The sequence below is a fragment of the Rhizobium sp. BK456 genome (genome assembly GCF_014194045.1).
GTDB lineage: Bacteria > Pseudomonadota > Alphaproteobacteria > Rhizobiales > Rhizobiaceae > Rhizobium > Rhizobium redzepovicii.
The window spans coordinates 1,169,804-1,193,915 of sequence record NZ_JACIAO010000001.1 but is presented as its reverse complement, the minus strand read 5'-3'; the positions used below and the strand labels follow the sequence as shown (position 1 = coordinate 1,193,915).

Below are 24,112 nucleotides of genomic sequence, written 5' to 3'. Positions count from 1 at the left end.
CCTGTGAGTGCCCTATTGCCGGCAGGAGAATTCCCATGCGGCCTATGATGATGCTTCTGATGTCGCTCGTTGCCGTGTCCAGCCTTGCCCCTGCGTCCGCCTTTGCCGTCGACTGGACGAAATCCCTCGATTCCGGCGTTCAGCCCCTCTACCCCTACAAGGGCCTGCCCGGCGTCAAGGCGCAGCCGGACAAGAAGGAGGAGGAATCGTATAATTGCCGCACCGAAACCGTCCAGATCCGCCGCCGCTACGACGAGATCTTCCGCTCCGGCGGTATGCCGACGCTGATGTATGTCTGCGAACGCGACGGCTTCATCTCGATGGACGACAAGGTGCCGCTGCGCGGCCGCTATCAGCCGGTGCGGTAGGCACTTCAGCCGGTCGGCAAAGCCGCCGGATGTACCTGTCGGAAATATTCTCTCGGAAGCTCCATCCTCAGATAGTCGAAGCCGGCATTGGCGTCCGGTCGATCGACGAGCGAATATTTGACTGTGCCCTCTTTCTCGGTGCGCCGCAGCGGCAGGCTTTCGGCCACTGCAAAGCCCAGCCGCCTGTAGAGGCCGATCGCTTTTTCATTGTGGGAGAAGACGTGCAGTTCGGCCGTTTCGGCCCCAAGTCCTGAGAACATCCACTCCAGCATTGTCATGCCGCAATGGAACATCAGGTTGCGGACGTCGCTCGCCCTGCCGCGGATGACGTTGTCGAATTCGGCGGCGCCTAGCCGGATGTTGCAGAGGCCGAAGTTGCCGAGCCGGTTTCCGCCGTGATCGCAAATGACAAACAGGATTCGGTCGGCGGCTGGCAGTGAGATGGTTTCGAGCCAACGCCGCGTGCGTTCTTCGGTGGCACGGAACTGAGTGAGGAAAAACGGCATCGACTGGTTGCGCCACGTCGTCAGGTCGTCGACCAGGCCGCGCTCGTCGAGCATCGACCTGTCGATGCATTGCAGGTCGCCCACATGCATGCCGCTATCGTCCCTGATCGGGAGTCGGAGCCGTCCGGCCGGATCCGCATTGTCCTTGAGGCTGACGATATCGACCTGCGTCATGAACGACGATCCCTGATTGTCCGCTTACGCCTTGCGGCAGACGCAGTAGCCGCCCGGCGAAGAAGACAGCACAAGCTTGCCGTTCAGAACCGGATCGACTTCGAAACGGTCGGTTTCCGTCAGATAGTCGGTAACGGCCTTCAGTGGCTCATTGCCGCGCAGCCAGACCTTGGAGCGTTTTGTGAAAGCCTGTTCTTCGGTCAGATGGCCGATGAGCGTATCGGCGACGACGAGATAGCAGCCTTCCGTTACCAGCGCACCGTAGGCGCGGCACTCGGCCAGAACGTGCTCGTAGGAATGGTCGCTGTCGAGCACCACCATCACCCGGGCACCCGGCGGAATCTCGGCTTTCACGGCGGCAAGCACGTCGTCGTCGACGGAACCGCCCTGGATCATCTTGATTCGGCTCGACATGGGATGGGATTCGATCGACTCGCGATTATGGGCGCGGATGTCGATGTCGACGCCGACAACTTTGGCCTCGTCGTTGCCCATGGCGGCGAGGATCGACGCCATGAAGATCAGCGAGCCGCCGCGCGCGATGCCTGTCTCGATGATGACATCGGGCTTGGTCGCCCAGATGACTTCCTGGGTTGCCAGGATATCGACTGGAAGCTGTATGATCGGCACGCCCATCCATGACCACAGATAGAAGTAGTCGAATTTGTCGAGCCCGATCAGCGTATTCAGCGATTGCTGGAAACTTGCCTCGTCCTTGCCGAGCGCAAGTGACATTTCCCGCTTGTGGGCTTCGAATTCGAGACGATCGTCCTTCGTGGTCATGACTGTTCTTTGTCCTTCGCTGTAGGGCTGTCTTAGATCGACTGCCGCAATGCTGTATTGTTGTGGTAGATCCGCCCGGCCGCCACATCGAGCAACGTTGCCGCCACCCGGTCGATATCGGCTTCGCTCATGTCGTGATAGCTGGGCAGGTTGATCGCGCGGCCCGGAATGCTCCAGGCGTTCACGTTCTGTGGCCGATCCTCGAACATGTCGAGGCTGGACAGGGGATGGAAGAAGACGCGCGCGTCGATATTGGCGATCTCGAAGGCCTGCTGCATCATCTCGCGGGTGGTACCCGTCGACGGATGAAAGACCGCGGTCGGCATCCAAGCGCCATTGATCGTGCCGCTGTATTCCGGGTTCATCGAGATGCCGGGCAGGGCGGAAAGCCGCACCATGTAGGCTGCAAGGATCTCCCGCTTGCGGGCGACGAGTTCTTCGATGCGTTCCAGCTGTGCGCAGCCGATGGCCGCCTGAATGTTGGACATTTTGTACTTGAAGCCGATCGCGTCGGGCCAGAATTGCTTGGTCTGGCCGCGAGCCCGGCCGTGGTTGCTGAGCGTCAGCACCCGCTCGTAAAGCGCGGTGTCGCTGGTGACGAACATGCCGCCTTCGCCCGTCGTCAACGTCTTCGTACCGTGGAAAGAGAAGGTACCGAAGGCGCCCATCGAGCCGGCACGACGGCCATTCCAGACGGAGCCGATGGCTTCCGCCGCATCCTCGATCACCGGGATGCCGGTGCGCTTGCCGATGTCGAGCAGCGCATCCATGTCGCAAAGATTGCCATAGATATGGGTCGCGATGATCGCCTTGGTCTTCGGAGTGATGTGTCGCTCGACCTCGCGAGGATCGATGCACCAGGAATCCGGCAGTACATCGACGAAGACTGGCTTGGCGCCGAGATGGACAACAGGTGAAACTGTGGCGACCCAATTGGTGTCGGCAAGGATGACTTCGTCGCCTTCGCCGACGCCGAGCGCGGCCAGGCCCATGTGCATGGCGCCGGTGCAGCTCGATGTCGCGATGGCAAAGTCGCTGCCGAGATAGGTCTTGAAGTCGCGTTCGAAGCGATTGATGTAGTCGTAGCAGCGTGCGCCCCAGCCGGTCGCTGCCGCATCCGTGGCATAATCGGTTTCAAGCTGGGTGATGGAAGGCTTGGTGTAGAAGATCCTGTTTGTCATGCCGCTAATTTCTGTTGAATTGAAATCAAGACGCAGGCGCCCGTCACGACGCTAGTTTTTGAAACTGGTGCGAGGCTCACATGATGATGTGCCGGGCAAGATCGTGCTCGTGGAACACCAGATTGGGCAGATAGCCGAGTGCTACGAAATATTCCCGGTCTCTGTCGACGTTCACGAAGACGGCGGTGCTATCGAGCGCACTGTCGCTGAGTTCTGTCGTCACCCTTACCTTTTCGCGTAGGCCGAGTTCGCGCATCAGCTCTTCGAGCGCCGCGATTTCCGTAAAGCCGGCGAGAAGCAGCGTATCGATGCCGATCGCCGAATTCACTTCGCTCACAAGCGTCTGGATGACGACCATCAGGGGCAGCGTTTCACGGAAGGGGCGGATTTCCGGGTGATCGAGCATCCCGCCCCACATGATGCGGGTATAGAGCTCATACGCCTTGATGTAATTCTTACTCACTGCCCAGAAGCGGAAGGCGACCGCCATGCGATTGAGCGTGAAGATCTTGCACATCTCGTCATATTGGAGACGCTTCTCTGGCGTAAGGGGCAGCGCCCCGCGCCTTACGCCCGTATAGAGAAAATATTCGAGCCCGCCACGATAGCGATCCCAGCTCGTCATGACGTCGTTGGTGCCCTCCTGCTGGCGATCGCGGGTGATCACCGAATTGGTGATCGAGCGGTAGAACGGCCGCTGCAGGAAGGTAACAGCGCCCTGATCGAGAAAATGCGCAAGGAATGGGAACGGGTAGAAGCAGAATTCCCGCGGGATCCAGGCCGACCGCAGGGTTGACGAGCGGTAGATGGCGATTTCCGGAAAGATGTGGCGTTCGCAGAGATATTGGAAGACTTCGCCGAAGCTGCCGTGCGGAAACTTTCGATCTTCCTCGACATCGTAGAACTTCATGATGTCGGTTTTGGCGACCTCGTCGTAGAGGAACCACGGTGCATGGGCGCAGGTCACTTCCCGATTGTTGTCGAGATATCTGATGGTGTCGGCCACCGCCTCGGCAATTAGGATATCATCGTCGGCCAGGTAGATGAGATATTCGCCCTTGCCGAGGCGCATAGCGCTTGTGACGTTCGCCGCGGCGCCGGCGTTGGCTTCACGCTTATAGTAGCGGATCGGCAGCCCGCGGCCGATGAATTCCTCGACCACGTGCTGCGTGCCGTCCGTGGAGGCATTGTCGCAGATGACGACTTCGAAGGGAAAGTCGAACTTGTAGTCGTTCTCGCAATAGGTCAGCGAGTTTCTGAGATAGGCTTCACGATTGTAGGTCGGGATGCAGATGCTGAGTTTGATGCCGCTCAAACGCTTGCTTCCTGGCTATAGCTTTCAAGCGCGGCATCGCGCTCGCTGATGACGCTCGGCGTGAACGGCCAGGCGATGGAAAAGGCAGGATCGTCCCAGCGGACCCCACGGGCAAGTTCCGGCACGTAAGCTTCCGACATCTGGTAGAAGAGTTCGCACTCATCCTCGAGCGTCAGGAAACCGTGTGCGCATCCGGCCGGTATGTAGAAAGCGTTGCAACTGGCAGCATCGAGCTCGACGGAAGCCCATCGGAGATAACTCGGCGAATCCGGCCTCAGATCGAGCGCCACGTCGAAGACCCTGCCGCGCGTGGCGCGCACGAGCTTCACCTCCGGCCGCGGTTGGGCCTGGTAGTGCATGCCGCGCAGCGTCCCGCGCCTATGGTTCCGCGAGACGTTGCATTGCGGATAGACCGGCACGAGACCGCGGTCGGCAAAGGTCCGCGCGTCGAAAGTTCGCGCGAACATTCCCCTGTCGTCGGAGCGCGCGTCGACTTCCACGACAAAGGCGCCCGAAACCGGGGTCGGAAGAAATTTCATCCGAGCACCGTCAGTTCCGGCACCGCAACGGCGAACCGTCCGCCCCAGGCGCCGACCCTGCTGTTGGCCGCAACGACTTCGTTCTTGATATTCCAGGGCAGGATGAGCACATAATCCGGCTGCGTCTCGTCCATTTTCTCAGGCGCGTAGATCGGCAGCTTGCTGCCCGGCAGGTAATGGCCCTGCTTGTGCGGGTTGCGATCGACGACATAATCGATGAGTTCGGTGCCGACACCGCAGAAGTTCAGCAGCGTGTTGCCCTTGGCGGCGGCGCCATAGGCAGCGACACTCTTGCCGTTCTGCTTGGCTTCGTTGAGGAAGGCAAGCAGCCCGTCCTTGATCGGCGCTACACGGCTCTGGAAGGCCTCGTAGGTTTTCGTCCTGTCGAAACCGGCGGCGGCCTCATCGGCGCGCACTTTGGCAAGGTCGGGGCCGGTTGGGTGAGCCGTGGATGTTGCGCGGCAGGCAAGCACGCGCAGGCTGCCGCCATGGGTCGACAGTTCCTCCACGTCGAATACCTTGAGGCCGTGCGCTGCGAACACCTTTTCGACGGCCAGCAGCGACAGATAGTAGAAATGTTCGTGGTAGACGGTATCGAACTGGATGTTTTCGATCAGCCGCAGCAGGTGCGGGAATTCGACGCTGACGACGCCATCCGGCTTAAGAACGGCAGCGAGCCCGCCGACGAAGTCATTGATATCGGGCACATGCGCCAGCACGTTGTTGCCGATGACAATGTCGGCGGCAAGGCCACGCGAGACGAGGTCGGCAGCCGTTTCCTTGCCGAAGAAGCGCGCTTCGGTGGGAACGCCGATTTGCCGCGCCACCTCAGCGACATTCTCAGCCGGTTCGATGCCGAGCACGGGCACGCCGGCCTCGACGAAATGCTTCAGCAGATAGCCGTCATTGCTTGCCACCTCGATGACCTGCGATGCCGGGCCGAGGCCGAAACGCTCGCGGGCCGTGACGGTGAACTGGCGCGCATGCTCCACCCAGCTGTCGCTATAGGAAGAGAAATAGGCGTAGTGGCTGAAGATATCCTCCGGCGGAACGAAGGCGTCGGCCTGCACCAGCCAGCATTGCGAGCAGACGAAAGCGCGCAGCGGATAGGAAGGTTCCGGCTGCTTGAGCTGCTCTTCGGTCAGATAGGCATTGGCGAGCGGCGTCGAGCCGAGATCGACAAAGCGGTGCGTCAGCGGAGCGCTGCAGAACCGGCAATTATGCGCTGTCATGATACTGTTTCCTCATAGGCCGCGATCTGGCCGAGCGAGAAGGCGCGCATGTCGGCTCCCTCGCGGTTGGCCTTGTACCAGGCGGCTGTCCAGTCGATAGTCTGCTGCAGGCTGAGGCGCGGACGCCAGCCGATTGTGTCGAGCGCCAAGGCCGAGCTCAGCGTCAGCGCCGGCGCTTCCGGCAGATGTTCGCCTGGCGCCGGCCGCCACACGTCTCCGACGCTGTGCGCGCGTCCGAGCGCCTCGGCAAGTTCGCAAACGGTGGCGAAGCTCTCAGGGTGCGGACCGAAATTCAAGGCATCAGGCAGATCCCTGCCACGCTCCTCGGTCAGCACCTGGGCGAAACGGAGATAACCGCCGAGCGGTTCCAGCACATGCTGCCAGGGGCGGATCGCCTCGGGATAGCGCAGCATGATCGGTTCGCCGCCTTCGAAGGCGCGGATGAAATCCGGGATCAGCCGATCCCTGGACCAGTCGCCGCCACCGATGACATTGCCGGCCCGCACTGTGGCGAGCCTGAGATCGCGCCCCTTGAAGAAACTGTCGCGATAGCTCTGGCAGACGAGTTCGGTGCAGGCTTTGGAATTGCTGTAGGGGTCCTTGCCGCCGAGCGTATCGGTCTCGACGAAAGGTATGCCGCTGCCGCTGTTCGCGTAGACCTTGTCCGAGGTGATGACGAGCACGGTCTTGACGGAGGGCGTGTGCCTGACCGCGTCGAGAACATTTGCCGTTCCCAGGACATTGGTCGAAAAGGTCTCGGCCGGGTTCTCATAGGAGCGCCGCACCAGCGCCTGTGCCGCCATATGGATGACGATCTCCGGCTCGAACCGCCGGGAGAGCGCAAGCAGCGCCTCGGCGTCGCGGATATCGACGATATGGTGGCCGCGATCATCCCAGGGAGCAAGCTTCTGGTAGAGCGACGGTTCGGTCTCGGGTGCCAGCGACACAGCGGCGACATCGGCGCCGAGCCGCTCCAGCCACAGGGAAAGCCAGGAACCCTTGAAGCCGGTATGCCCGGTTAGGAAAACCCGCCGCCCTTTCCAGAAGTCCGTCAGGCCCATAGCTTCCACGGCGCCTTTCCGGAATTCCAGAGTTCTTCCAGATGGGTGCGCTCGCGCAGCGTATCCATCGGCTGCCAGAAGCCGTCATGCTTGAAGGCGGCAAGCTGGTTGTTGGCGGCAAGCCACTCCAGCGGCCCGGCTTCCCAGATCGTGTCGTCGCTTGGGATGAGATCGACCACTGAAGGGTCGAGCACGAAGAAGCCGCCGTTGATACGCTGGCCGTCGCCTCTCGGCTTCTCCACGAAGGAGGTGATGTACTGGCCCTCGATATTCGTGGCGCCGTACCGTCCGGGCGGGGTCACCGCGCACATCGTCGCCTTCAGGCCGTGATCGCGATGGAAAGCGACTTCGGCGGCAATGTCGATGTCGCCGACGCCGTCGCCATACGTCATGCAGAAAGGTTCGCCTGGTGTCAGATGGTCGCGAATGCGCCCGAGACGGCCGCCGGTCATCGAATGCATGCCGGTATCGACGACGGTGACGCGCCAGTTCGGCCGTTTGCCGCCGTGATAATTGATGCTGTTGGCGCCGAGGTCGACCGTGATATCGCTGTGGTGGAGAACAAGGTTTACGAAATATTCCTTGATCATATAGCCCTTGTAGCCGGCGCAGATAATGAAATCATCGAGGCCGTGATGGGCGTAGATGTTCATGATATGCCAGAGGATCGGCATGCCGCCGATTTCGACCAGAGGCTTAGGCCGTACGCTGGTCTCCTCGGCAAGGCGCGATCCGAGACCACCGGCGAGAATTACAACTTTCATCCCAAGCGAACTCCAGAGTCTTTGGAAGCGATTATTGTCTACGGCCGGCGCCCGGCGAGGCCGCCCGGCATGCGGGGGGCACTCACAGGTGGAACGGCCGTATGGTCATCCTGGTCCCGGTATCCGATTTCGTTCTTGTGCGAGGCTTGCGGGGGTGTCGACCAGGTACCGCGCGCGCTCGGCAGGCCGTTGAAACGCTTCCTGCCGTCCCGGCACGCTTCTTGCATTGTTACTAATATTCTAACTCTTGGGGAGAAAGTGCCATGCAATGGAACACATCGGCGGATTTTGCGCCTCTCGTTCTCTTTCTCGGCGACCGGCACAAACGCAAGATCGTCCGGACGCTCCGAGACGCCGCTGAAGTTCTGATGACCGACTGGCCGTTTGAGGATGGAGAGGAATATGTTGCGGCGGTGAAGGTTTGCGCCGATGCCGTCATGGGGCAGGCTGGGATGGACGAACTCAGGGAACTGCTTCTGAGCGCCGCCAGAGAAGCCGGCATGGGGGTGCTGACCGTCATTCCCGACAGCGGGAAGACCCATATGGCCGCGTGAAGGTCGTTAACCCTGCCCGATCGACGGCCAGGCATCTGGATCAAGCTGGAGTGGACTGCCTTCCGTTTCGGGCGATCTCAGGCTGGCAGGTCCGAAATCAGGGCAATTAAGGAGGCTGCGCACTATTTCAGTTTAATGCCAGCAGCGACGTACCGCTTCGAATTCGTCAAGTATGGAGAAAATCTCTTGCACATAGTCCGTCGCGGTCCATTTGCGCGCACGAATATGACCCTTTTCGATCATCTGTTGCCGCAGTTCGGGGCTTGCCTGCAATTGTCGAACCGCAGCGGCGATTGAGTCCGGCGCCAATGCGTCGACGTATAAGGCCGCATTCTCCAATTGTTCGCGGGCACCGTCATAGTCTGATGCAATCACCGGGCAGCCAAGGGCAAAGGCTTCCAGAGGCGGCAAATTATCCGGTCCGAACAGGCTTGGATAAGTAAGCGCGAACGCTCCCTGATAAAGCGCAGTCAGGTCTTCACGAGCGACAAAACCGAGGAACAGCACCTGCTGCTCTACACCAAGGGTGCGCGCCAGCGAGCGCAAGTGGTCCAGATTACCGTGATCGGAGCCGACCAGCGCGAGCTGGAACGGCTCGGTCTCTCCGTCATTGATCAACCGTAATGCGTGCAACAAATTGGCGTGGTTCTTGTGGGCCCAAAACTGTGCTGGATAGTATAGATAGCGGCTGGTAATTCCCAGCGCCCGGAGCCGGGATGCGGTGTCGGCCGCAGGTGGATTGAAGCAGAAGCTCGGCGTCGGCAAGGGAAGGACACGGATGCGCTTTGCGGGAACGCGGTAGAAGTTTTCGATTTCGCGCCGGCCCTCTTCGGTGCCTGTGATCACATAGGCAGCACGTCTGACATAACGGTTGAAGAATTCTTCGCGGATATCCCACAGGCTGCTCAGGCTGACTTCGGGAAACCAGGGCTGCAGCCTGTGCTGGAGGTCGAACACGGTGGTAATGTAGGGCACGTCGAAAGCCTCATGCTCATAGTGCCCGATCGACCAGGTAAACTCGATTTCATTGCGAACCAATACCGCGGCGGCCCGACTGATTTTTGGCCCCTTTTCGATCGCTCTCTCGCCTTTTCCCAATAAGCGCCGGACGAAAAGCTTGACGCGGCGGCGTGGCGTCAGCGGCGGCTCGGGAGCATCCATAGGGGAAATATGGACATTGTCGGGCCGGCCTGGAAGAGCAGAAAAATCCTCTTGCTTGTGGTGCTCACAAATCACGTGGAATTCGTGATGCGACTTTGCAGCCAGTTCCAGAAAGGACCTGAATATATCCTGCTGATAGGTAAACACACCGCCAGAGTGCGGGGAAGGGTCATTGAAGAAAAAACCGATCTTCAAACTGCGCTCCGTTGTTGGCCCTGGTCAGTAGCCGTAGGCCCGCCCGACATTTTCCGCACGACGTAGGTCATGTTCCAGTCGCCGCTGGAGACGGCCTTTTCCGGCTGCAAAAATGGGCACCGCAGAAGAACCTCAAAGCCGAGCGCCTTCAGCAAATCGACCATTTCCTGCGGAAAATAAAACCGCACGCGATGGTTCTCACTGAAATGCTTCACCACCCCGTCGGCATACTCGACCTTGAATTCAAAATTGACGGCGGCTTGTTGTGCGACCGTATCCAAGGTGGTACGAGAAACGCGCTCAACCTTGCGTTTGTCGTCCGCTTCCTGCCTCACCTTGTGGGGAGAATATTGCGGCAGCACTGCCGTGCCGTTCCACACATCGAAAATGAAAATGCCGCCGGGCGCCATTTTCTTTGCGATATTCTTCAAGGTCAGCTCAAAATCGGCAAAGTCGGTGAGGTAGCCAAGTGCCGCGAACATGGCCAGCACGACGTCGAAAGTACCCTGGATTGCGTCGGCCGTCTGAAACGAGCACTCATGAAATCGCACATCCAGCCCACGTTCGGCCGCGCTGTTGCGCGCCACCGCCACCATTCCCGATGAGATGTCGCTGCCTTCGACAACATAACCCTTGGCCGCCAGTTCCATGGCGTGGCGCCCGGTCCCACAGGCGAGATCCAGAACCCGAATCGGTACATGGTTTTGACGCGGCGCATGCTGCTCTATCAGAGCCGCGACAAAACCAGCCTCGCCGGCATAGTCCTTATCGCGGTATATGAGGTCATAGATCGCGGAATATTCACCGAACGGAATCGGTTCCTGCTCTTTGCCTGTCACGGGCGCATCAGCACTCATTGGTCCAAGACTTCGATCAGGCTCTGACAGACATAATCAATGTCATCATCAGAGATTGCCGGGCCACTCGGCAAGTAAAAGCCGCGCAGGCCAAGGTCGTTCGCAACCGGGCATTCATCGGCGCTGGCCCAACCGCGATTGATAAAAATTTCCTGCATGTTGTAAGGCAGGAAATTCTCGCGGCTCTCGACGCCTTTTTGCGCCAGCGCATGCATCACCTCTGCGCGCCGACCGGCGTTGCGTCCGCTGACGAGCACCATGTACATCCAGTGAACGTTTCGGGCATACGGCTTTTCCATCGGCAATTGCAGGTCGTCGCGCCCACCAAGGCGTTGTCCATACGCGTGCGCGATGGTCCGTTTGGCGTCGATGATCTGTTCGATCTTGCCGAACTGGGCATGCCCGATCGCCGCCTGCAGATTTGTCATCCGGAAGTTATATCCGATGTCCTTGTGCATGAACTTGTTCTTGTCGCCGAACGCCAATCCCTTGAGATTGCGTGCGCGATCGGCCCACTCGCCGTTATTCAGTGTCAGCATTCCGCCTTCACCGGTCGTGATCACCTTATTGGCGTAGAAACTGAAGCAGCCGATGTCGCCGATGCCGCCGACCTTGCGGCCTTTATACAGAGCGCCATGAGCCTCGGCACAGTCCTCGATGACATAGAGATTGTGCTCGCGAGCGACTTCCATCACAGGATCCATGTCGACCGGGTGACCAAACAGGTGCACCACCAGGATCGCCTTGGTTTTGGATGTGATCTTTGCTCGCAACAGCGTTGGATCGAGATTCAAAGTATCGGCTTCGGAGTCGATCGGCACAGGATGTGCGCCCTGGTACAGCACGGCGAAAAACGTTGCCATATTGGTCAGCGAGGCCACCAGCACCTCGTCGCCGGGACCGATGGACAGGGTCGCCAGCGCCAAGTGAAGTGCCGTGGTTCCGCTGGAAACCGCCACGCCATGAGCACAATCGCAATAGGCCGCGAATTCCTGCTCGAACATTGGCAGGTAGTCGCCAAAGAAACCCGAGATAGCGCCTTGGGCCAAGGCATTGTTGACGTGATGGGTCTCTTCCGCCCCCAGCAATGGCTGCGAGACGGGCACGCGACGTGTGGACACGGGCGAATCCTGACGTAGAGGGTTTATCGACATGGGTTAAGCACCGGCTGCCAAAGGAACGTCGAGACGGAACGTGTCGCTTTCGTATTCCTTGCCGCCACGCGGTCCACTGGTAAAGACCAGCAACTCCGCCTCATCCAAGCCGACGAGGGCGTGACGCACATGCGGCTTCGTAACGGTGAAATCGCCGGGATTCATCACCGTCTCGACCACTGGCTCGCCGGGTACCTGACTGACCAGCTTGATGCTGCCCGAGATCAGATAATTCCACTGGGTGGTTTCCTTGTGGTAGTGGTTGCCGCGCACGGCGCCTTTGGAAAAGGTGATGCGGGTAATCGCGTTGATGTTCTCGTTTTCGAGAAGATCGGTGATTTCGCCACGAGCGTCCTTGAATGCGGGGACCAGCGAGATTTTCGCCATTGCGTGCTCCTTAAGAGTAATCAGTCGACGATTTTGGGGAAGGGGATCGGGATAATGAATTTGCCTCCCCGGCGCCGAAATTCATGCAGGTTCCCGATGATTTCGTCGGCGAAATTCCAAGCCAGGAGCAGAGCATAGTCAGGCTGATGTTTGAGCAGCTCTTCGTCAGAGACCACCGGAATGTGCGCCCCTGGGGTATAGCGACCAATCTTCAACTTTGATTTCTCGGTGACGAAATCAAGTATGTCGGCGTCAAGCCCGCAGTAATTGAGCAAGGTCATGCCCTTGGCGGGAGCGCTGACGGCTGCGATCCGTTTGCCTTCATGTTTCAGCGAATGAAGCATCCAGGTCAGTTCGTCCTTGTTGCGCCGCACGGCCGCGGCAAACTCGGCAAGTTTGTCATGGCTGTATATGCCCATGTCCACCTCTGCCTGCGCCATCCGTTCTGCGTCCGGCGAGGCAGGCCACATGCCGATCCTGCCGACATGCACACGGAAAGAGCCGCCATGGATATCGCGCTCCTCGATATGAAATATCTCCAGGCCGTGTTTACGGAAAAAGGCCAGCAACGGTTTGACCGACAGGTATGAGAGATGCTCGTGATAGATAGTGTCGTATTCATTGTGCTTGAGCAGATTGACGAAATACGGCGCTTCGAAAATGAACACACCGCGTTCGCTGAGCAATTCCTTGACACTCGATATGAAGCTGTCGAGATCATCCACATGGGCAAATACGTTGGTCGCCGTCACCACTGATGCATGGCCTTTATCAGCAACGATGGTGCGAGCGGTATCTTCATTGAAAAAATCACAGATCGTGTCGATGCCATTGGCCTGCGCGATCATGACGATGTTTGCCGCAGGATCGACTCCCTGCACCCGCAAGCCCTGGCTTTGGAAAGCTCCCAGCAGCACACCCACATTGCTGCCGATATCCACCGCCAAGTCCTTCGGCCCCAATTGCAGGCGCGCAACCACACTGGCGGCGAATTCGGACCAGTGCGCCTGGCCGGTGCGGGTGGTGGAGGATTCGTAGGGATAGTCGTTCCGGTATAAAACTTCTGGAGATACGACATGACTCAACTGAGCCAAACCACAATCGTCACACATCATCACCTGCAAGGGATAATGAACGTCCGGCTCGCGCGATTGATCCTTGCGCCGGAATTGGTCGGCCGGAGGTGTAAAACCCAAGTCGAGAAATTTATGCAACTTGGTGCTGCCACACATACGACAATTCATGGGTGATATCCCTTTATTTCCTGTAGTCCGAAACCCAACCGGCGATGCACTTATTTGACAGCAGACCGCCGAATTCAATTGATCAAGGGTTTGCGAAATCGGTGTACTGAATATTGAACGGACGACGGCAATGCAACGAAGTTTTTCCGATCCGAACGGCGTTCCCGCACTGATCTCGCCCAAAAGTCGATCATCTCAGCGACATTCTTCCTCGACGCATCGTCGGCATGAGGCTTGCCTGATGGTTTCGGAGAATCGGACTCAAGGCCGCTTACGCAACAGGACGGTTGCAACGAGGTTGCCGACGTCACCTTTCAGCTGAGGGCTGCACCTGAGCTGTTGGAAAACAAGGCGCGAAATCTATCCTGCGAAATTCGCCCAGTTCGCCGCCGATCCGAACAAAGCGGCCGATCGTTCCGGACAGGGCAAAAACCGCACTTCGGAATCCCGAAATTCCGCCCCTTCGGGATCCCGAAATGCGCCGGGTTTTGCGAGGTGTCGCCGTCGGGAAACGTCGAATGATTTCAAGCCCGCAACCAATTTCGGGATTACGAAGTGCTATATTGATTATGATAGGGAGTTCCGGCGATCGCCGCCAGTACTTGTCCCGAGAGGACGGTTAGGTCTCGAGATCAAGCTGGAGCGGAGTGCGGGTTGCTTCGGCGACTTTACGCTTCCGATTTTTTGCCGCACGGCGTGGCGGCTTTATGATCCCCGGCAGTCAATGGCGGCCCGCTATCGGCGACCGAGAATACGCGTCAATGTGGATTTTGAAAGTCCTTGAAATTGAGCAGACAAGCCTTGAGCGCTTTGCCGCGGGTCTTTTCCACAGGCACAAAATGCGTAAATTTTGGAAAGGCTTAACTTCTTGATCCGGTAGTGATCAAGAATGGAATGGTGCCCAGAAGAGGACTCGAACCTCCACACCCTTTCGGGTACCAGCACCTGAAGCTGGCGCGTCTACCAATTCCGCCATCTGGGCGACGGAGAGCGATGTAAGGGGGCGGCTCCTGACTGTCAACCGGGTTTTTGAAGTTTTTCTGACAGTTGGCGAAAAACAGTTGATCACATGCGAGGGAGTGGCCGGAGGGCAGGCATAGCGCTTCACTTGGTACGCCCTATATAGAGAAAATATCGAAAGGAATGCCTCATGCCCGTTGCCCGCACGCTTCTGTTCGCCGGTCTTCTTGCTGTTTTCGCGCCAGCCGTGGCCGGCGCTGATTCGCTGAAGCTGGGCAAGCCGGGGGTCGGGCCGCTCAACACCGGATCGACGCTGTGCGATTTTCGCGGCTGTTTCGGTTTCGGGCCGCAGCAATGGCATCGCCCCGCTTATATCCAGCCGAATTACCGGCCGCGTGGCGCGACGGGGCCGACCTATTATCAGCCGGGTGCTGCCGGGCGGCCGCAGCTGACCTATGACCCGCCGCCGGTGCGCCGGGTGCAGCCGAACGCTCCGAACAAGCATATCGCCTGGTGCACCAATGAATACCGCTCCTACAATCCGAGGACGGATCATTTTCTCACCTATGAAGGCGTCTACAGGGTCTGCCGCTCGCCCTATCGCTGAGGCTGCTGCGGTCAGCTTTCCAGCGAGGCGCGGTCGACATGGCCGAGATCGCGGCCGGGCTCGATAATGTCGCGGACCCGCTGCTTCAGCTCCTTCGGCCCGGGAAAGCCGCCGTCGCGCTTGCGCTCCCAGATCAAATCGCCATTGACGCGGATCTCGAAATTGCCGCCGGTGCCAGGGATCAGCGCCACCTCGCCAAGGCTGTCGGAAAAGGTGTGCAGCAGCTCCTGCGCCATCCAGGCGGCGCGCAGCAGCCAGTTGCACTGGGTGCAGTAGAGGATCGAGACGCGGGCTTTTTCGGTCATGGTGTTTCCTTTCATTCGCGTGGATTTAAGCCCTTGCGGCGTGCTCACGCAATGGCGCGCAAGCATCTTGCGCGTCGTTCGCCGGCATGGTCTCTTCCGTCGTCGGTCACACCGGGGAGAGCCCATGCGAGTCGCAGTCGTCGAAAATATGCGCAATACCGGTCTTGGCGCGCTTGCCACGGCACTCGACGAGGCGGGAGCTCATATCGAGTGGTTCCGCGTGTGGCAGGACGGCATCCTGCCGCGGGATATAGTCGGGCATGACGCGCTGGTCGTTCTCGGCGGCGAGCAGAGCGCGCTGGATGATGAGACGCATCCTTACCTGCCGGAGCTCGTGCGGCTTTCGCGTGCCTTCGGTGATGCCGGCAAGGCCGTGCTCGGCATCTGCCTCGGCAGCCAGATCCTCGCCCGCGCCTATGGCGCCGACAATCATCTCGGCACCGCCCGCGAATTCGGCTGGCACAAGATCGGCGTCACCGCCGAGGGCCGGGCCGATCCGCTACTGTCGGCGCTTGGCAGCGAATTCACCATCTTCGAATGGCATGCCGACACGTTTTCCCTTCCCGAAAGTGCGGTGCGTCTGGCGACGAGCCTGGTCGCCGATAACCAGGCCTTCCGCATCGGTCGCGCCGTCTACGGCACCCAGTTCCATTTCGAGGCCGGCCGAGCAGTCGTTGAGCAATGGAAGGCGGAATTCCCCGATACGATCGAGCGCATCGCTCCCGGCTGGCTAGAGAACCATGCCGAACTGGCGGCAAGACATGGCGGTGCCGCCGATGCCGCAGGCCTTGCCATCGCGCGTGCCTGGGTCAGCCTGATCGAACCGGCAGAGATCGGAATATTGTCCGAGGCCTCGGTTTGAGAGGCGACGCGATGCCGGCGAGCGAATATGAAAAGATGGCGGCGGGTGAGTGGTATTGCTGCCTCGACGACGAACTCGATGGCCTACGCCAGCAGGCGCGCCGTGCCGTTCACGCCCATAACACGCTGCCGCCGGATGAGCGCGGGGCTGTCGCCCCGGCGCTCAGAGCGCTATTCGCTGGGGCGGCGCCCGATATCTTCATCGAAGCGCCGTTTCACTGCTCCTACGGCATCAATATTACCCTTGGCAAGCGCGTCTATTTCAATGCCGGCTGTACTATCCTCGATTCCGGCCGCGTGGCGGTCGGCGACCGCACGATGTTCGGCCCCGGCGTGCAGATCTATTGCGCCGAACATCACAAGGATGCCGCCCTTCGCAGCGCTGGTATCGAGATCGCCCGGCCGGTTGCGATCGGCAGCGATGTCTGGATCGGCGGTGGCGCCATCATCCTCGGGGGAGTGATGATCGGCGATCGTGCGATCGTCGGCGCTGGCGCCGTTGTGACCAAAGACGTGCCGACGGGCGCAACCGTGGTCGGCAATCCGGCGCGTCAGATAAACGCCGTCTGAAACTCGGGCTGCCGCGTCTCCCTCGACAATGGCGCCGGCTCCGCTAGATCAGGTGGCGAAAGGGGAGAACTATCATGACAGCACAGAACCTACCCATGGAAGGCGGCTGCCGCTGCGGCCGGGTGCGGTTGAAGATCAGCGCGCCGCCGCTGCTGACCATGGCTTGCCATTGCACGGGCTGCCAGAGGATGACAGCAAGCGCCTATTCGCTGAGTGCCGCCATCCCCAGCGAAGGTTTCGAAGTGACGAAGGGCGAGCCTGTCATCGGTGGCTTGCACGGCACGACGAAACATTATTTCTGCCCGCATTGCATGAGCTGGATGTTCACCCGCCCGGAAGGCATGGACTGGTTCGTCAATCTGCGCGTCACCATGCTCGATGACCCCAGCTGGTTCACGCCGTTCATCGAGACATGGACGAGCGAGAAGCTGGCCTTTGCCGAGACCGGTGCGGTGCACAGCTACGCGGCGCTGCCGGAAATGGCGGCCTATGAGGGGTTGGTGAAGGAGTATATGGCGCGAGGTTGATCTCAGAAGCCTTGGAAGAGGAAGTCCAGGGCGCTGATGATACGATCGCTGTCGGCCGTGAGATCGGCGGCTGCGACGCCTATCTCTTTAACGGAAATCGCACCGATAAATTGGGTCGCCATAACGTATGGCACGCCGTTGATCACGAATTGCGGGTTGAGCTGACGCATGATTTTGGGAAGAGCTTCCAGCGGAAGCATTGGCGCCATGATCCGCGTCGTGAGGTCGCCATGCAGGTCTGACTGCAGATCAAGCGCAAGCGCATTCGTATGGATCAAATTGTAGACATGAAACCGAGCCATCAGAACTGTCGATATTTCTGAAACGGCAGGCCGTGCTTTTCGACATAGGCATTGGAGGCGGCAATCGCCTCCGCGTTCTCGATACGCCACAGCCGTTCGCGTTCCGCCTTTATGGCCTTCGCGATCCCATCTTCCGCCGCCCGGGATATGTTGATCTTCAGCTCACGCGCCTGCGATACGAGTCCCTCATCGAGAGAGAGGTTTGCCGCTTTCCTTGCCTGCTGTGCCATAACGATCTCCTTATGCGCAGATCATATGCGCATAAGGTGCCATTGAGAAGCGTTATTCGTCGCCCATCTTCAGCGCTGCGATGAAGGCTTCCTGCGGAATCTCCACCTTGCCGAACTGGCGCATGCGCTTTTTGCCGGCCTTCTGCTTGTCGAGCAGCTTGCGCTTGCGGGTGGCGTCGCCGCCGTAACATTTCGCCGTCACGTCCTTGCGCAGCGCCGAGATCGTCTCGCGGGCAATGACGTTGCCGCCGATCGCCGCCTGGATCGGGATCTTGAACATGTGCCTCGGGATCAGCTCCTTGAGCTTCTCGCACATGTCGCGGCCGCGCTTTTCGGCGGCGGTGCGGTGCACCATCATCGACAGCGCGTCGACCGGCTCGCCATTGACGAGGATCGACATCTTCACGAGGTTGCCCTCGCGGTGATCGGTCAGCGTATAGTCGAAGGAGGCATAGCCCTTGGAGATCGACTTCAGCCGGTCGTAGAAATCGAAGACGACTTCGTTGAGCGGCAGGTCGTAGGTCAGCATCGCGCGCGTGCCGACATAGGTGAGCTCGATCTGGATGCCGCGCCGGTCCTGGCAGAGTTTCAAAATGCCGCCGAGATAATCGTCCGGTGTGAGGATCGTCGCGCGGATCCACGGCTCGTGGATTTCCGAGATTTTCACGACGTCGGGCATGTCGGCCGGGTTGTGCAGCTCGCGCTCGGAGCCGTCGGTCATGAACATCTTGTAGACCACCGACGGGGCGGTGGCGATCAGGTCGAGATCGAATTCGCGCTCCAGCCGTTCCTGGATGATTTCAAGATGCAGCAAGCCGAGGAAGCCGCAGCGGAAGCCGAAACCGAGCGCCGCAGACGATTCCATCTCGAAGGAGAAGGAGGCGTCGTTGAGGCGAAGCTTGCCCATGGCGGCGCGCAGATCCTCGAAATCGGCGGCATCGACCGGGAACAGGCCGCAGAACACCACCGGCTGCGCCGGCTTGAAGCCTGGCAGCGCTTGTGCCGTCGGCCGCTTGTCCTCGGTGATCGTATCGCCGACGCGGGTATCGGCCACTTCCTTGATCGAGGCGGTGATGAAGCCGATCTCGCCGGGGCCGAGGCTGTCGACGGTGACCATCTTCGGCGTCAGCACGCCGACGCGCTCCACCTGATATTTCGCATCCGTGCCCATCATGCGAATGGTCTGACCCTTGGTCAGCACGCCGTCGATGATGCGCACGAGAACCATGACGCCGAGATAGGTGTCGTACCAGCTGTCGACGAGCAGCGCCTTCAGCGGCGCCTTGTCGCCGCCCGGGCTCTTCGGCGCCGGCAGCTTGTGGACGATCGCCTCAAGAACATCGGGAATGCCGAGGCCGGTTTTCGCCGAAATCAGCACGGCCTCCGAAGCGTCGATGCCGATCACTTCCTCGATCTGTTCCTTGATACGGTCGGGTTCGGCGGCCGGCAGGTCGATCTTGTTGAGGACGGTGACGATCTCGTGGTTGTTGTCGATCGCCTGATAGACATTGGCGAGCGTCTGCGCTTCCACGCCCTGGCTGGCGTCGACGACGAGCAGCGAGCCCTCGCAGGCCGACAGCGAACGCGAGACTTCATAGGCGAAGTCGACGTGACCGGGCGTGTCGATCAGGTTGAGAATATATTTCTCGCCATTGTCTGCCTGGTAATGCAGGCGCACGGTCTGGGCCTTGATGGTGATGCCGCGCTCGCGCTCGATATCCATATTGTCGAGCACCTGCTCGGACATTTCGCGCTCGGCAAGGCCGCCCGTCGTCTGGATCAGGCGGTCGGCCAGCGTCGATTTGCCGTGGTCGATGTGGGCCACGATCGAAAAGTTGCGGATATGGGATAGCGGAGTGGTCGAATTGGTGCTCATGCGCGCCATATAGCAGCGCCGCCCCCTGCCGCAAAGCGGTAATTATCCCGCCGTTTACGCTATTTTGCGGGCCGGTCGGCGGCGTGTCAGACCGGCCAGGTCTCCAGCCGCCAGGCCGAATCCCAGAACATCCATTCATATTGCGAGGCGCGAACGAAGACATCCATCATTTCGGCGCGCTCCACCGGCGATGCAGCGCGGGCGGCGATATCGGTCAGCGCGATCACTTCGCGGGCGCCGGCGGCAAATTGCGGATCGCCATAGGTGTTGATCCAGGCCTGGAATGCATTGCCCTCGATCGCCGGCCGGCTCTTGATCGCCTCGCCGACATGCCAGTAGATCCAAAAGCAGGGAAGGATGGCGGAAAGTGCGACTGCATAAGAGCTGTGATAGGCGGTGGCGAGCAGGAAATTCGTGTAGGCGAAACAGGCAGGCGACGGTTCGGCCGCTGTCACGTCTTCGGAAGTGATGCCGAACTGGGTGAGGAAGCCGGCATGCAGGCCCTGCTCGACGGTGATCGCCTTCTGCGCCGAACCGAGAAAACGCAGCACCTGCGCATTGTCGGGCGCCTTGGCCGCGACGATCGCCAGGCAGCGTGCATAGTGCTTGAGGTAAAGCGCATCCTGGAGAATGTAGTGCCGGAAAACCTCAGGCGGCAGCGTGCCGTCCGAAAGACGCGTGAGAAGCGGCAGCACCTCGATCTCGGCCATGACGGGCGCGATCCTGTCCCAGGCGGCGGCCGTGAAGCTTCCCGTCAGTTCCATGCTCTGCGTGCTGGCGTCCATCACTATCTCCAATCTCAATTGCGCTGCCATATATCTGCGAGGCTGTGGCGAAAGCAAGGTTGGTTTGCCCCCTGCGAGGCTTGATTCCATCATCAGATCATGTATTTCTCTTATAGTAGAATCAGGGATCGGATATGGAAGAGCAACTGGAACAGGCAATCGGCATCCGTATCCGCAAGCTGCGGCTGGACAAAGGATTGACCCTTGACGATCTCGCCACGGCTTCCGGCGTCAGCCGGGCGATGATTTCGCGCATCGAGCGGGCGGAGGCGAGCCCCACCGCCTCGCTGCTGGCGAGGATTTGCGCCGCGCTCGGCCTGTCATTGTCTGCCTTCTTCGCGGAGGAGGGGGAGCAGGCCTCGCCGCTTGCCCGCCGGCAAGAGCAGCAGATCTGGCGCGATCCGGAGACCGGTTATCTCAGGCGGTCGGTCTCGGCACCCGGCACCGCCTCCGACGTCGATATCGTCGAAGTCGAATTCCCCGCTGGTGCCCGCGTCAGCTTCCCCCCGCATGCCGCCTCCCATGGCATGACCCAGCATATCTGGCTGTTCGACGGCGAGTTGGAGATGACGGCGGGCGAGGTGGCCTACCGGCTGCGCCCAGGCGATTGCCTCTTCATGCCGGTCGGCGAAGGCCATGTCTTCCACAATCCCGGCAACACGCCGGCACGCTATTGCGTCGTGCTCGATCGCGGCGGCCGCTAACAGCTTCAGTTCAGGAGAAGACCATGCCCGATATCTGTATCCTTTCCGCCGAGGAGGCGCGCGCCGCCATTCCGGGGCTTGCGCAAGTGCTTGCAGATTGCGTCGCCGGCGGCGCCTCCGTCGGCTTCATGCAGCCCTATGGGCCAGACGATGCCGAACCCTATTGGCGCGATGTCGCCGATACCGTCGCCACCGGCGGCAATCTGTTGCTGGTCGCCAAACTGGAAGGCCGGATCGTCGGCACGGTGCAGGTGGGGGCCGCGCAGATGCCGAATCAGCCGCACCGCGGCGATCTGAAGAAGCTCCTGGTGCATCGCTCCGCCCGCGGGCGCGGCCTCGCCCGGTTGCTGATGGAGGCCGCCGAACGCGAGGCGGCACGGCGGGGCAAGACCCTGCTGGTGCTCGACACGGCGACTGGCAGCGATGCCGAGGCGATCTATCCGCGCCTGGGCTGGCAGCGGGTCGGCGTCATCCCGGATTATGCGCTGTGGCCGGAAGGCGGCTTCTGCGACACCACGCTGTTCTACAAGCGGCTCGCCTGAATGCGCCGGCCGGCTCATCTCAGATGGCTCATTCCGGATGGCTGAAGGCGGAAAGCGTCTCGTGGAGCCTGGCCCCAGCCGTCCATTGCGCCGCGTTCCAGCCGAACTGCCGTGCCGCTTCGATATTTTCCTCAATATCGTCGATGAAGCCGATCTCGCCGGGCTGGACGCCGGCACGCCCGGTCGCCAGCCTGAAAAAATCCGGTGACGGTTTGCGGTGTCCGAGTGCTGCGGAATAGAGGATGTCATCGAAATGAGCGTTAAGACCCAACTGCTGCATCAGGTGGCGCGCCCGTCTGTGCTCCTGATTTGTCGCCAGAAAAAGCGTGACGCCGCTTTGCCGGAGAGCAGCGAGGTCCTCTAGGAGAGTGAGATCAAGTCGGGAATCGTTCTCGAACCAGTAATCGATCATCGTCGCGGCGCTGAGATGCGGCGCGATCTTTTCCAGTACTTTGGCGAGGCTGGGCTCCAACGGCTCACGGCCAACGATGATGTCGGCCCAGCACGTCTGGAAGAATTCCCGAGCGGCAGGCCGTCAGCCGGCCGGCCATGAATGAGCACACCGTCGACATCGACCATCAGCACTTTCATGCGGAGAATTTCCTCGTTCTCAAAACAGCGAAGGTGGCGCTATTGCTCTGGATGATCAAGAGCTCGCTTCGCCGCTTTTTTGTCGCGGCAACCCCGTGTAAATCTCGATCGTCAATCAACGGCAGGATCTGAAATGCGCGTCATTTATTCCGAAGACCACAAGCTGCGCGATGCCAAAACCGAACTCTATGCCGGCCAGCTGGTGACGCCGTTCGAGGCGCCGTTCCGGGCCGAATGGATCCTGGCGGCGGTCAAGGAGGCGGGTTTTGCCGATGTCGTGGCGCCCGAGGCGCAAGGGTTGGAAACGGCCAAAAAGGTGCATGATCCCGCCTATCTCGATTTTCTCGCCACGGTCTGGGACCGCTGGGTGGCAGCTGGTTTCACCGGCGAGGCGATTGCCAATTCCTTTCCGGTGCGCCGCACCAGCCAGCGAGTGCCTGACAATATCGTCGGCGCGATCGGCCATTACGCCAATGCCGCCGACACCTCGATCACCAAGGGTTCCTACGAGGCGGCGATCGCCTCGATGCGCTGCGCGGTGACGGGCGCCGACTGGCTGGGTGAGGGCAATCGTTTCGCCTTCGCGCTTTGCCGCCCGCCCGGCCATCATGCCGGCATCGATCTTTTCGGCGGTTATTGCTTCATCAACAATGCGGCTGTGGCGGCGCAGCGGCTGCTCGATCGCGGCGCGAAAAAGGTCGCCGTGCTCGATGTCGATTTCCACCATGGCAACGGCACGCAGGATATCTTCTATCATAGAGGCGATGTCTTCACCGCCTCGCTGCACGGCGATCCGATGCAGGCCTTTCCCTATTTCCTCGGCCATGCCGACGAGGAGGGCGAGGGGGCGGGCACCGGCGCCAACCGCAACTATCCGATGCCGCCGGGCACGCCCTGGAATGTCTGGTCTTCGGCGCTTGCCGACGCGCTCGCCCGCATCAGGGCCTTTGGCGCCGAGGCGATCGTCGTCGCGCTCGGGGTCGATACTTTCGAGCGCGACCCGATCTCCTTCTTCAGCCTGACCTCCGACGATTTCACCCGCATGGGTGCGCTGATCGCTTCAGCCGGCCTGCCGGTGCTCGTCTGCATGGAGGGCGGCTACGGCGTGCCGGAAATCGGCCTCAACGTCGCCAATGTTCTCAAGGGTCTTGAAGCCTGATCGCTTGATATGAACGACGAGACTGGTCCATCCGATATCCCGACACCGCGCATGCTGAGCTGGGCGCGCAACTCCGCCATCTATCGCCTTGAGCGGCGGATGATGACGGAAAAGCAGCTCTTCGACGCCATCACCCGCAAGGCCAAGGAGAAGTTCGAGGATATCAGTGCCGCACAGCTCAAGGCGGTTGCCGATTTCGCCGTCAAATTTGCCTATGACAATAAGGTGCTCGACGATAGCGCCTATGCCGAGATCAGCACGCGCTCGGCCGTTCGCGGCGGCAAATCGAAACGCGCGATTGCCCAGAAGCTGACAGCCAAGGGCGTCTCCGGCGACAGGGTCGAGGCGGCACTTGCGGACGCGGACGATCTTTATGCCGCAGCGATATTCGCTCGCAAGCGCGCCTTCGGCCCCTTCCGCCGGGTCGAGCTCGACGACAAGCGAAAGGCGAAGGAGCTCTCCGCTTTTGCCCGCAATGGCTTCAGCTTCGAGATAGGCAAGAAGGTCTTCGATATGAGCTTCGAAGATGCCGAAGAGGTCATCCTCTCCGGCCGCCTTTGATGCATCAGGTCTTTTGCTGCCTGCATCAGAAGTTTGAATTTGCCGGTTTCAAGTCGC

Annotated in this window: 28 protein-coding genes, 1 tRNA gene and 1 pseudogene; 10 read left to right on the top strand and 20 right to left on the bottom strand. The window is 60.2% G+C overall.

The features are described 5' to 3' along the window. Window positions 1-35 precede the first annotated feature (35 nt). Window positions 36-368 carry a hypothetical protein gene (locus FHX03_RS06270; RefSeq protein WP_097624519.1) on the top strand — a complete coding sequence of 111 codons (333 nt, stop codon included), beginning with the start codon at window positions 36-38 and terminating at the stop codon, window positions 366-368. Window positions 369-373: 5 nt separating this feature from the next. Here FHX03_RS06270 and FHX03_RS06265 read toward each other — a convergent pair whose 3' ends face one another. The 8 genes from FHX03_RS06265 to rfbF form a co-directional block, all read right to left on the bottom strand. Continuing rightward, window positions 374-1,048, bottom strand: a complete 675-nt coding sequence (locus FHX03_RS06265) for a GNAT family N-acetyltransferase (protein WP_097624520.1) — start codon at window positions 1,046-1,048, stop codon at window positions 374-376. A gap of 24 nt (window positions 1,049-1,072) precedes the next feature. Then, complete coding sequence (locus FHX03_RS06260; RefSeq protein WP_097624521.1) at window positions 1,073-1,831, bottom strand: cephalosporin hydroxylase family protein; 759 nt, start codon at window positions 1,829-1,831, stop codon at window positions 1,073-1,075. Window positions 1,832-1,863: 32 nt separating this feature from the next. Beyond that, window positions 1,864-3,012, bottom strand: a complete 1,149-nt coding sequence (locus tag FHX03_RS06255) for a DegT/DnrJ/EryC1/StrS family aminotransferase (RefSeq protein ID WP_097624522.1) — start codon at window positions 3,010-3,012, stop codon at window positions 1,864-1,866. 76 nt (window positions 3,013-3,088) lie between these two features. Next, the gene (locus FHX03_RS06250; protein ID WP_183852930.1) at window positions 3,089-4,327 is read right to left on the bottom strand and encodes a glycosyltransferase family 2 protein; all 1,239 of its coding nucleotides are present in this window, start codon (window positions 4,325-4,327) and stop codon (window positions 3,089-3,091) included. Further along, window positions 4,324-4,866, bottom strand: a complete 543-nt coding sequence (gene rfbC, locus FHX03_RS06245) for a dTDP-4-dehydrorhamnose 3,5-epimerase (protein ID WP_131710694.1) — start codon at window positions 4,864-4,866, stop codon at window positions 4,324-4,326. The genes FHX03_RS06250 and rfbC overlap by 4 nt, the downstream gene beginning before the upstream one ends. Continuing rightward, window positions 4,863-6,098, bottom strand: coding sequence for a class I SAM-dependent methyltransferase (locus FHX03_RS06240; protein ID WP_183852928.1), 1,236 nt, complete (start codon window positions 6,096-6,098; stop codon window positions 4,863-4,865). The genes rfbC and FHX03_RS06240 overlap by 4 nt, the downstream gene beginning before the upstream one ends. Then, entirely contained in the window at window positions 6,095-7,159 is a 1,065-nt protein-coding gene (gene rfbG, locus FHX03_RS06235) for a CDP-glucose 4,6-dehydratase (RefSeq protein ID WP_183852966.1), read from the bottom strand. Before rfbG ends, FHX03_RS06240 begins: the two co-directional genes overlap by 4 nt. After that, complete coding sequence (rfbF, locus tag FHX03_RS06230) at window positions 7,150-7,923, bottom strand: glucose-1-phosphate cytidylyltransferase (protein WP_183852926.1); 774 nt, start codon at window positions 7,921-7,923, stop codon at window positions 7,150-7,152. Before rfbF ends, rfbG begins: the two co-directional genes overlap by 10 nt. A gap of 263 nt (window positions 7,924-8,186) precedes the next feature. Here rfbF and FHX03_RS06225 point away from each other — a divergent pair, with 263 nt between their 5' ends. Next, a complete protein-coding gene (locus FHX03_RS06225) occupies window positions 8,187-8,477 on the top strand; it encodes a DUF982 domain-containing protein (protein WP_183852924.1) in 291 nt (96 codons plus the stop codon). A gap of 132 nt (window positions 8,478-8,609) precedes the next feature. Here FHX03_RS06225 and FHX03_RS06220 read toward each other — a convergent pair whose 3' ends face one another. The 6 genes from FHX03_RS06220 to FHX03_RS06195 all read right to left on the bottom strand — a co-directional run bounded on the left by FHX03_RS06220 (window position 8,610) and on the right by FHX03_RS06195 (window position 14,457). Beyond that, window positions 8,610-9,833, bottom strand: coding sequence for a glycosyltransferase family 4 protein (locus tag FHX03_RS06220; protein WP_183852922.1), 1,224 nt, complete (start codon window positions 9,831-9,833; stop codon window positions 8,610-8,612). Then, window positions 9,830-10,690, bottom strand: coding sequence for a class I SAM-dependent DNA methyltransferase (locus tag FHX03_RS06215; protein WP_183852920.1), 861 nt, complete (start codon window positions 10,688-10,690; stop codon window positions 9,830-9,832). The genes FHX03_RS06220 and FHX03_RS06215 overlap by 4 nt, the downstream gene beginning before the upstream one ends. Further along, window positions 10,687-11,811 carry a DegT/DnrJ/EryC1/StrS family aminotransferase gene (locus tag FHX03_RS06210; protein ID WP_183852919.1) on the bottom strand — a complete coding sequence of 375 codons (1,125 nt, stop codon included), beginning with the start codon at window positions 11,809-11,811 and terminating at the stop codon, window positions 10,687-10,689. Before FHX03_RS06210 ends, FHX03_RS06215 begins: the two co-directional genes overlap by 4 nt. A 36-nt stretch (window positions 11,812-11,847) precedes the next feature. Further along, a complete protein-coding gene (locus tag FHX03_RS06205) occupies window positions 11,848-12,231 on the bottom strand; it encodes a cupin domain-containing protein (protein ID WP_012559608.1) in 384 nt (127 codons plus the stop codon). A gap of 20 nt (window positions 12,232-12,251) precedes the next feature. After that, window positions 12,252-13,463, bottom strand: a complete 1,212-nt coding sequence (locus FHX03_RS06200) for a class I SAM-dependent methyltransferase (protein WP_239619924.1) — start codon at window positions 13,461-13,463, stop codon at window positions 12,252-12,254. 907 nt (window positions 13,464-14,370) lie between these two features. Continuing rightward, window positions 14,371-14,457 (bottom strand) — tRNA-Leu (locus FHX03_RS06195). 168 nt (window positions 14,458-14,625) lie between these two features. On the opposite strand from FHX03_RS06195, the gene FHX03_RS06190 reads away from it, so the two are divergent. Next, window positions 14,626-15,042 (top strand): BA14K family protein, encoded by a 417-nt coding sequence (locus tag FHX03_RS06190; RefSeq protein WP_097624533.1) that lies wholly within the window; start codon window positions 14,626-14,628, stop codon window positions 15,040-15,042. A gap of 11 nt (window positions 15,043-15,053) precedes the next feature. Here the strand turns inward: FHX03_RS06190 and FHX03_RS06185 are convergent, their stop codons facing one another. Beyond that, window positions 15,054-15,347 (bottom strand): SelT/SelW/SelH family protein, encoded by a 294-nt coding sequence (locus FHX03_RS06185; RefSeq protein WP_003589187.1) that lies wholly within the window; start codon window positions 15,345-15,347, stop codon window positions 15,054-15,056. Between the two features lie 124 nt (window positions 15,348-15,471). Here FHX03_RS06185 and FHX03_RS06180 point away from each other — a divergent pair, with 124 nt between their 5' ends. The 3 genes from FHX03_RS06180 (at window position 15,472) to FHX03_RS06170 (ending at window position 17,305) form a co-directional block, all read left to right on the top strand. Next, complete coding sequence (locus FHX03_RS06180) at window positions 15,472-16,209, top strand: type 1 glutamine amidotransferase (protein WP_183852917.1); 738 nt, start codon at window positions 15,472-15,474, stop codon at window positions 16,207-16,209. A gap of 11 nt (window positions 16,210-16,220) precedes the next feature. Next, window positions 16,221-16,778: a sugar O-acetyltransferase gene (locus tag FHX03_RS06175; RefSeq protein ID WP_183852915.1), complete on the top strand. Its 558-nt coding sequence runs from the start codon at window positions 16,221-16,223 to the stop codon at window positions 16,776-16,778. A gap of 74 nt (window positions 16,779-16,852) precedes the next feature. Next, entirely contained in the window at window positions 16,853-17,305 is a 453-nt protein-coding gene (locus FHX03_RS06170; RefSeq protein ID WP_012482299.1) for a GFA family protein, read from the top strand. A 2-nt stretch (window positions 17,306-17,307) separates the two neighbouring features. Here the strand turns inward: FHX03_RS06170 and FHX03_RS06165 are convergent, their stop codons facing one another. The 4 genes from FHX03_RS06165 to tenA form a co-directional block, all read right to left on the bottom strand. Beyond that, window positions 17,308-17,607: a CcdB family protein gene (locus FHX03_RS06165; protein WP_097624538.1), complete on the bottom strand. Its 300-nt coding sequence runs from the start codon at window positions 17,605-17,607 to the stop codon at window positions 17,308-17,310. Then, a complete protein-coding gene (locus FHX03_RS06160; protein ID WP_003583594.1) occupies window positions 17,607-17,837 on the bottom strand; it encodes a type II toxin-antitoxin system CcdA family antitoxin in 231 nt (76 codons plus the stop codon). Before FHX03_RS06160 ends, FHX03_RS06165 begins: the two co-directional genes overlap by 1 nt. A 52-nt stretch (window positions 17,838-17,889) precedes the next feature. Beyond that, entirely contained in the window at window positions 17,890-19,722 is a 1,833-nt protein-coding gene (gene lepA, locus FHX03_RS06155) for a translation elongation factor 4 (RefSeq protein ID WP_183852913.1), read from the bottom strand. Between the two features lie 77 nt (window positions 19,723-19,799). Beyond that, window positions 19,800-20,498, bottom strand: coding sequence for a thiaminase II (gene tenA / locus FHX03_RS06150; protein WP_183852911.1), 699 nt, complete (start codon window positions 20,496-20,498; stop codon window positions 19,800-19,802). A 134-nt stretch (window positions 20,499-20,632) separates the two neighbouring features. Here tenA and FHX03_RS06145 point away from each other — a divergent pair, with 134 nt between their 5' ends. After that, window positions 20,633-21,202 (top strand): helix-turn-helix domain-containing protein, encoded by a 570-nt coding sequence (locus FHX03_RS06145; protein WP_183852909.1) that lies wholly within the window; start codon window positions 20,633-20,635, stop codon window positions 21,200-21,202. 23 nt (window positions 21,203-21,225) lie between these two features. Then, window positions 21,226-21,744 (top strand): GNAT family N-acetyltransferase, encoded by a 519-nt coding sequence (locus tag FHX03_RS06140; RefSeq protein ID WP_183852907.1) that lies wholly within the window; start codon window positions 21,226-21,228, stop codon window positions 21,742-21,744. Between the two features lie 28 nt (window positions 21,745-21,772). Here the strand turns inward: FHX03_RS06140 and FHX03_RS06135 are convergent. Further along, a pseudogene (locus FHX03_RS06135) lies at window positions 21,773-22,335 on the bottom strand (HAD family hydrolase). 133 nt (window positions 22,336-22,468) lie between these two features. Here FHX03_RS06135 and FHX03_RS06130 point away from each other — a divergent pair. Next, a complete protein-coding gene (locus tag FHX03_RS06130; RefSeq protein ID WP_183779000.1) occupies window positions 22,469-23,494 on the top strand; it encodes a histone deacetylase family protein in 1,026 nt (341 codons plus the stop codon). A gap of 9 nt (window positions 23,495-23,503) precedes the next feature. Further along, the gene (gene recX / locus FHX03_RS06125) at window positions 23,504-24,055 is read left to right on the top strand and encodes a recombination regulator RecX (RefSeq protein ID WP_097624546.1); all 552 of its coding nucleotides are present in this window, start codon (window positions 23,504-23,506) and stop codon (window positions 24,053-24,055) included. Window positions 24,056-24,112 lie beyond the last annotated feature (57 nt).

Coding starts and splice junctions, on each gene's coding strand:
- FHX03_RS06270 (WP_097624519.1), top strand. CDS start 36: ATGCGGCCTATGATGATGCTTCTGATGTCGCTCGTTGCCGTGTCCAGC.
- FHX03_RS06265 (WP_097624520.1), bottom strand. CDS start 1,048: ATGACGCAGGTCGATATCGTCAGCCTCAAGGACAATGCGGATCCGGCC.
- FHX03_RS06260 (WP_097624521.1), bottom strand. CDS start 1,831: ATGACCACGAAGGACGATCGTCTCGAATTCGAAGCCCACAAGCGGGAA.
- FHX03_RS06255 (WP_097624522.1), bottom strand. CDS start 3,012: ATGACAAACAGGATCTTCTACACCAAGCCTTCCATCACCCAGCTTGAA.
- rfbC (WP_131710694.1), bottom strand. CDS start 4,866: ATGAAATTTCTTCCGACCCCGGTTTCGGGCGCCTTTGTCGTGGAAGTC.
- FHX03_RS06240 (WP_183852928.1), bottom strand. CDS start 6,098: ATGACAGCGCATAATTGCCGGTTCTGCAGCGCTCCGCTGACGCACCGC.
- rfbG (WP_183852966.1), bottom strand. CDS start 7,159: ATGGGCCTGACGGACTTCTGGAAAGGGCGGCGGGTTTTCCTAACCGGG.
- rfbF (WP_183852926.1), bottom strand. CDS start 7,923: ATGAAAGTTGTAATTCTCGCCGGTGGTCTCGGATCGCGCCTTGCCGAG.
- FHX03_RS06225 (WP_183852924.1), top strand. CDS start 8,187: ATGCAATGGAACACATCGGCGGATTTTGCGCCTCTCGTTCTCTTTCTC.
- FHX03_RS06215 (WP_183852920.1), bottom strand. CDS start 10,690: ATGAGTGCTGATGCGCCCGTGACAGGCAAAGAGCAGGAACCGATTCCG.
- FHX03_RS06205 (WP_012559608.1), bottom strand. CDS start 12,231: ATGGCGAAAATCTCGCTGGTCCCCGCATTCAAGGACGCTCGTGGCGAA.
- FHX03_RS06200 (WP_239619924.1), bottom strand. CDS start 13,463: ATGTGTGGCAGCACCAAGTTGCATAAATTTCTCGACTTGGGTTTTACA.
- FHX03_RS06190 (WP_097624533.1), top strand. CDS start 14,626: ATGCCCGTTGCCCGCACGCTTCTGTTCGCCGGTCTTCTTGCTGTTTTC.
- FHX03_RS06185 (WP_003589187.1), bottom strand. CDS start 15,347: ATGACCGAAAAAGCCCGCGTCTCGATCCTCTACTGCACCCAGTGCAAC.
- FHX03_RS06180 (WP_183852917.1), top strand. CDS start 15,472: ATGCGAGTCGCAGTCGTCGAAAATATGCGCAATACCGGTCTTGGCGCG.
- FHX03_RS06175 (WP_183852915.1), top strand. CDS start 16,221: ATGCCGGCGAGCGAATATGAAAAGATGGCGGCGGGTGAGTGGTATTGC.
- FHX03_RS06170 (WP_012482299.1), top strand. CDS start 16,853: ATGACAGCACAGAACCTACCCATGGAAGGCGGCTGCCGCTGCGGCCGG.
- FHX03_RS06165 (WP_097624538.1), bottom strand. CDS start 17,607: ATGGCTCGGTTTCATGTCTACAATTTGATCCATACGAATGCGCTTGCG.
- FHX03_RS06160 (WP_003583594.1), bottom strand. CDS start 17,837: ATGGCACAGCAGGCAAGGAAAGCGGCAAACCTCTCTCTCGATGAGGGA.
- lepA (WP_183852913.1), bottom strand. CDS start 19,722: ATGGCGCGCATGAGCACCAATTCGACCACTCCGCTATCCCATATCCGC.
- tenA (WP_183852911.1), bottom strand. CDS start 20,498: ATGGACGCCAGCACGCAGAGCATGGAACTGACGGGAAGCTTCACGGCC.
- FHX03_RS06145 (WP_183852909.1), top strand. CDS start 20,633: ATGGAAGAGCAACTGGAACAGGCAATCGGCATCCGTATCCGCAAGCTG.
- FHX03_RS06140 (WP_183852907.1), top strand. CDS start 21,226: ATGCCCGATATCTGTATCCTTTCCGCCGAGGAGGCGCGCGCCGCCATT.
- FHX03_RS06130 (WP_183779000.1), top strand. CDS start 22,469: ATGCGCGTCATTTATTCCGAAGACCACAAGCTGCGCGATGCCAAAACC.
- recX (WP_097624546.1), top strand. CDS start 23,504: ATGAACGACGAGACTGGTCCATCCGATATCCCGACACCGCGCATGCTG.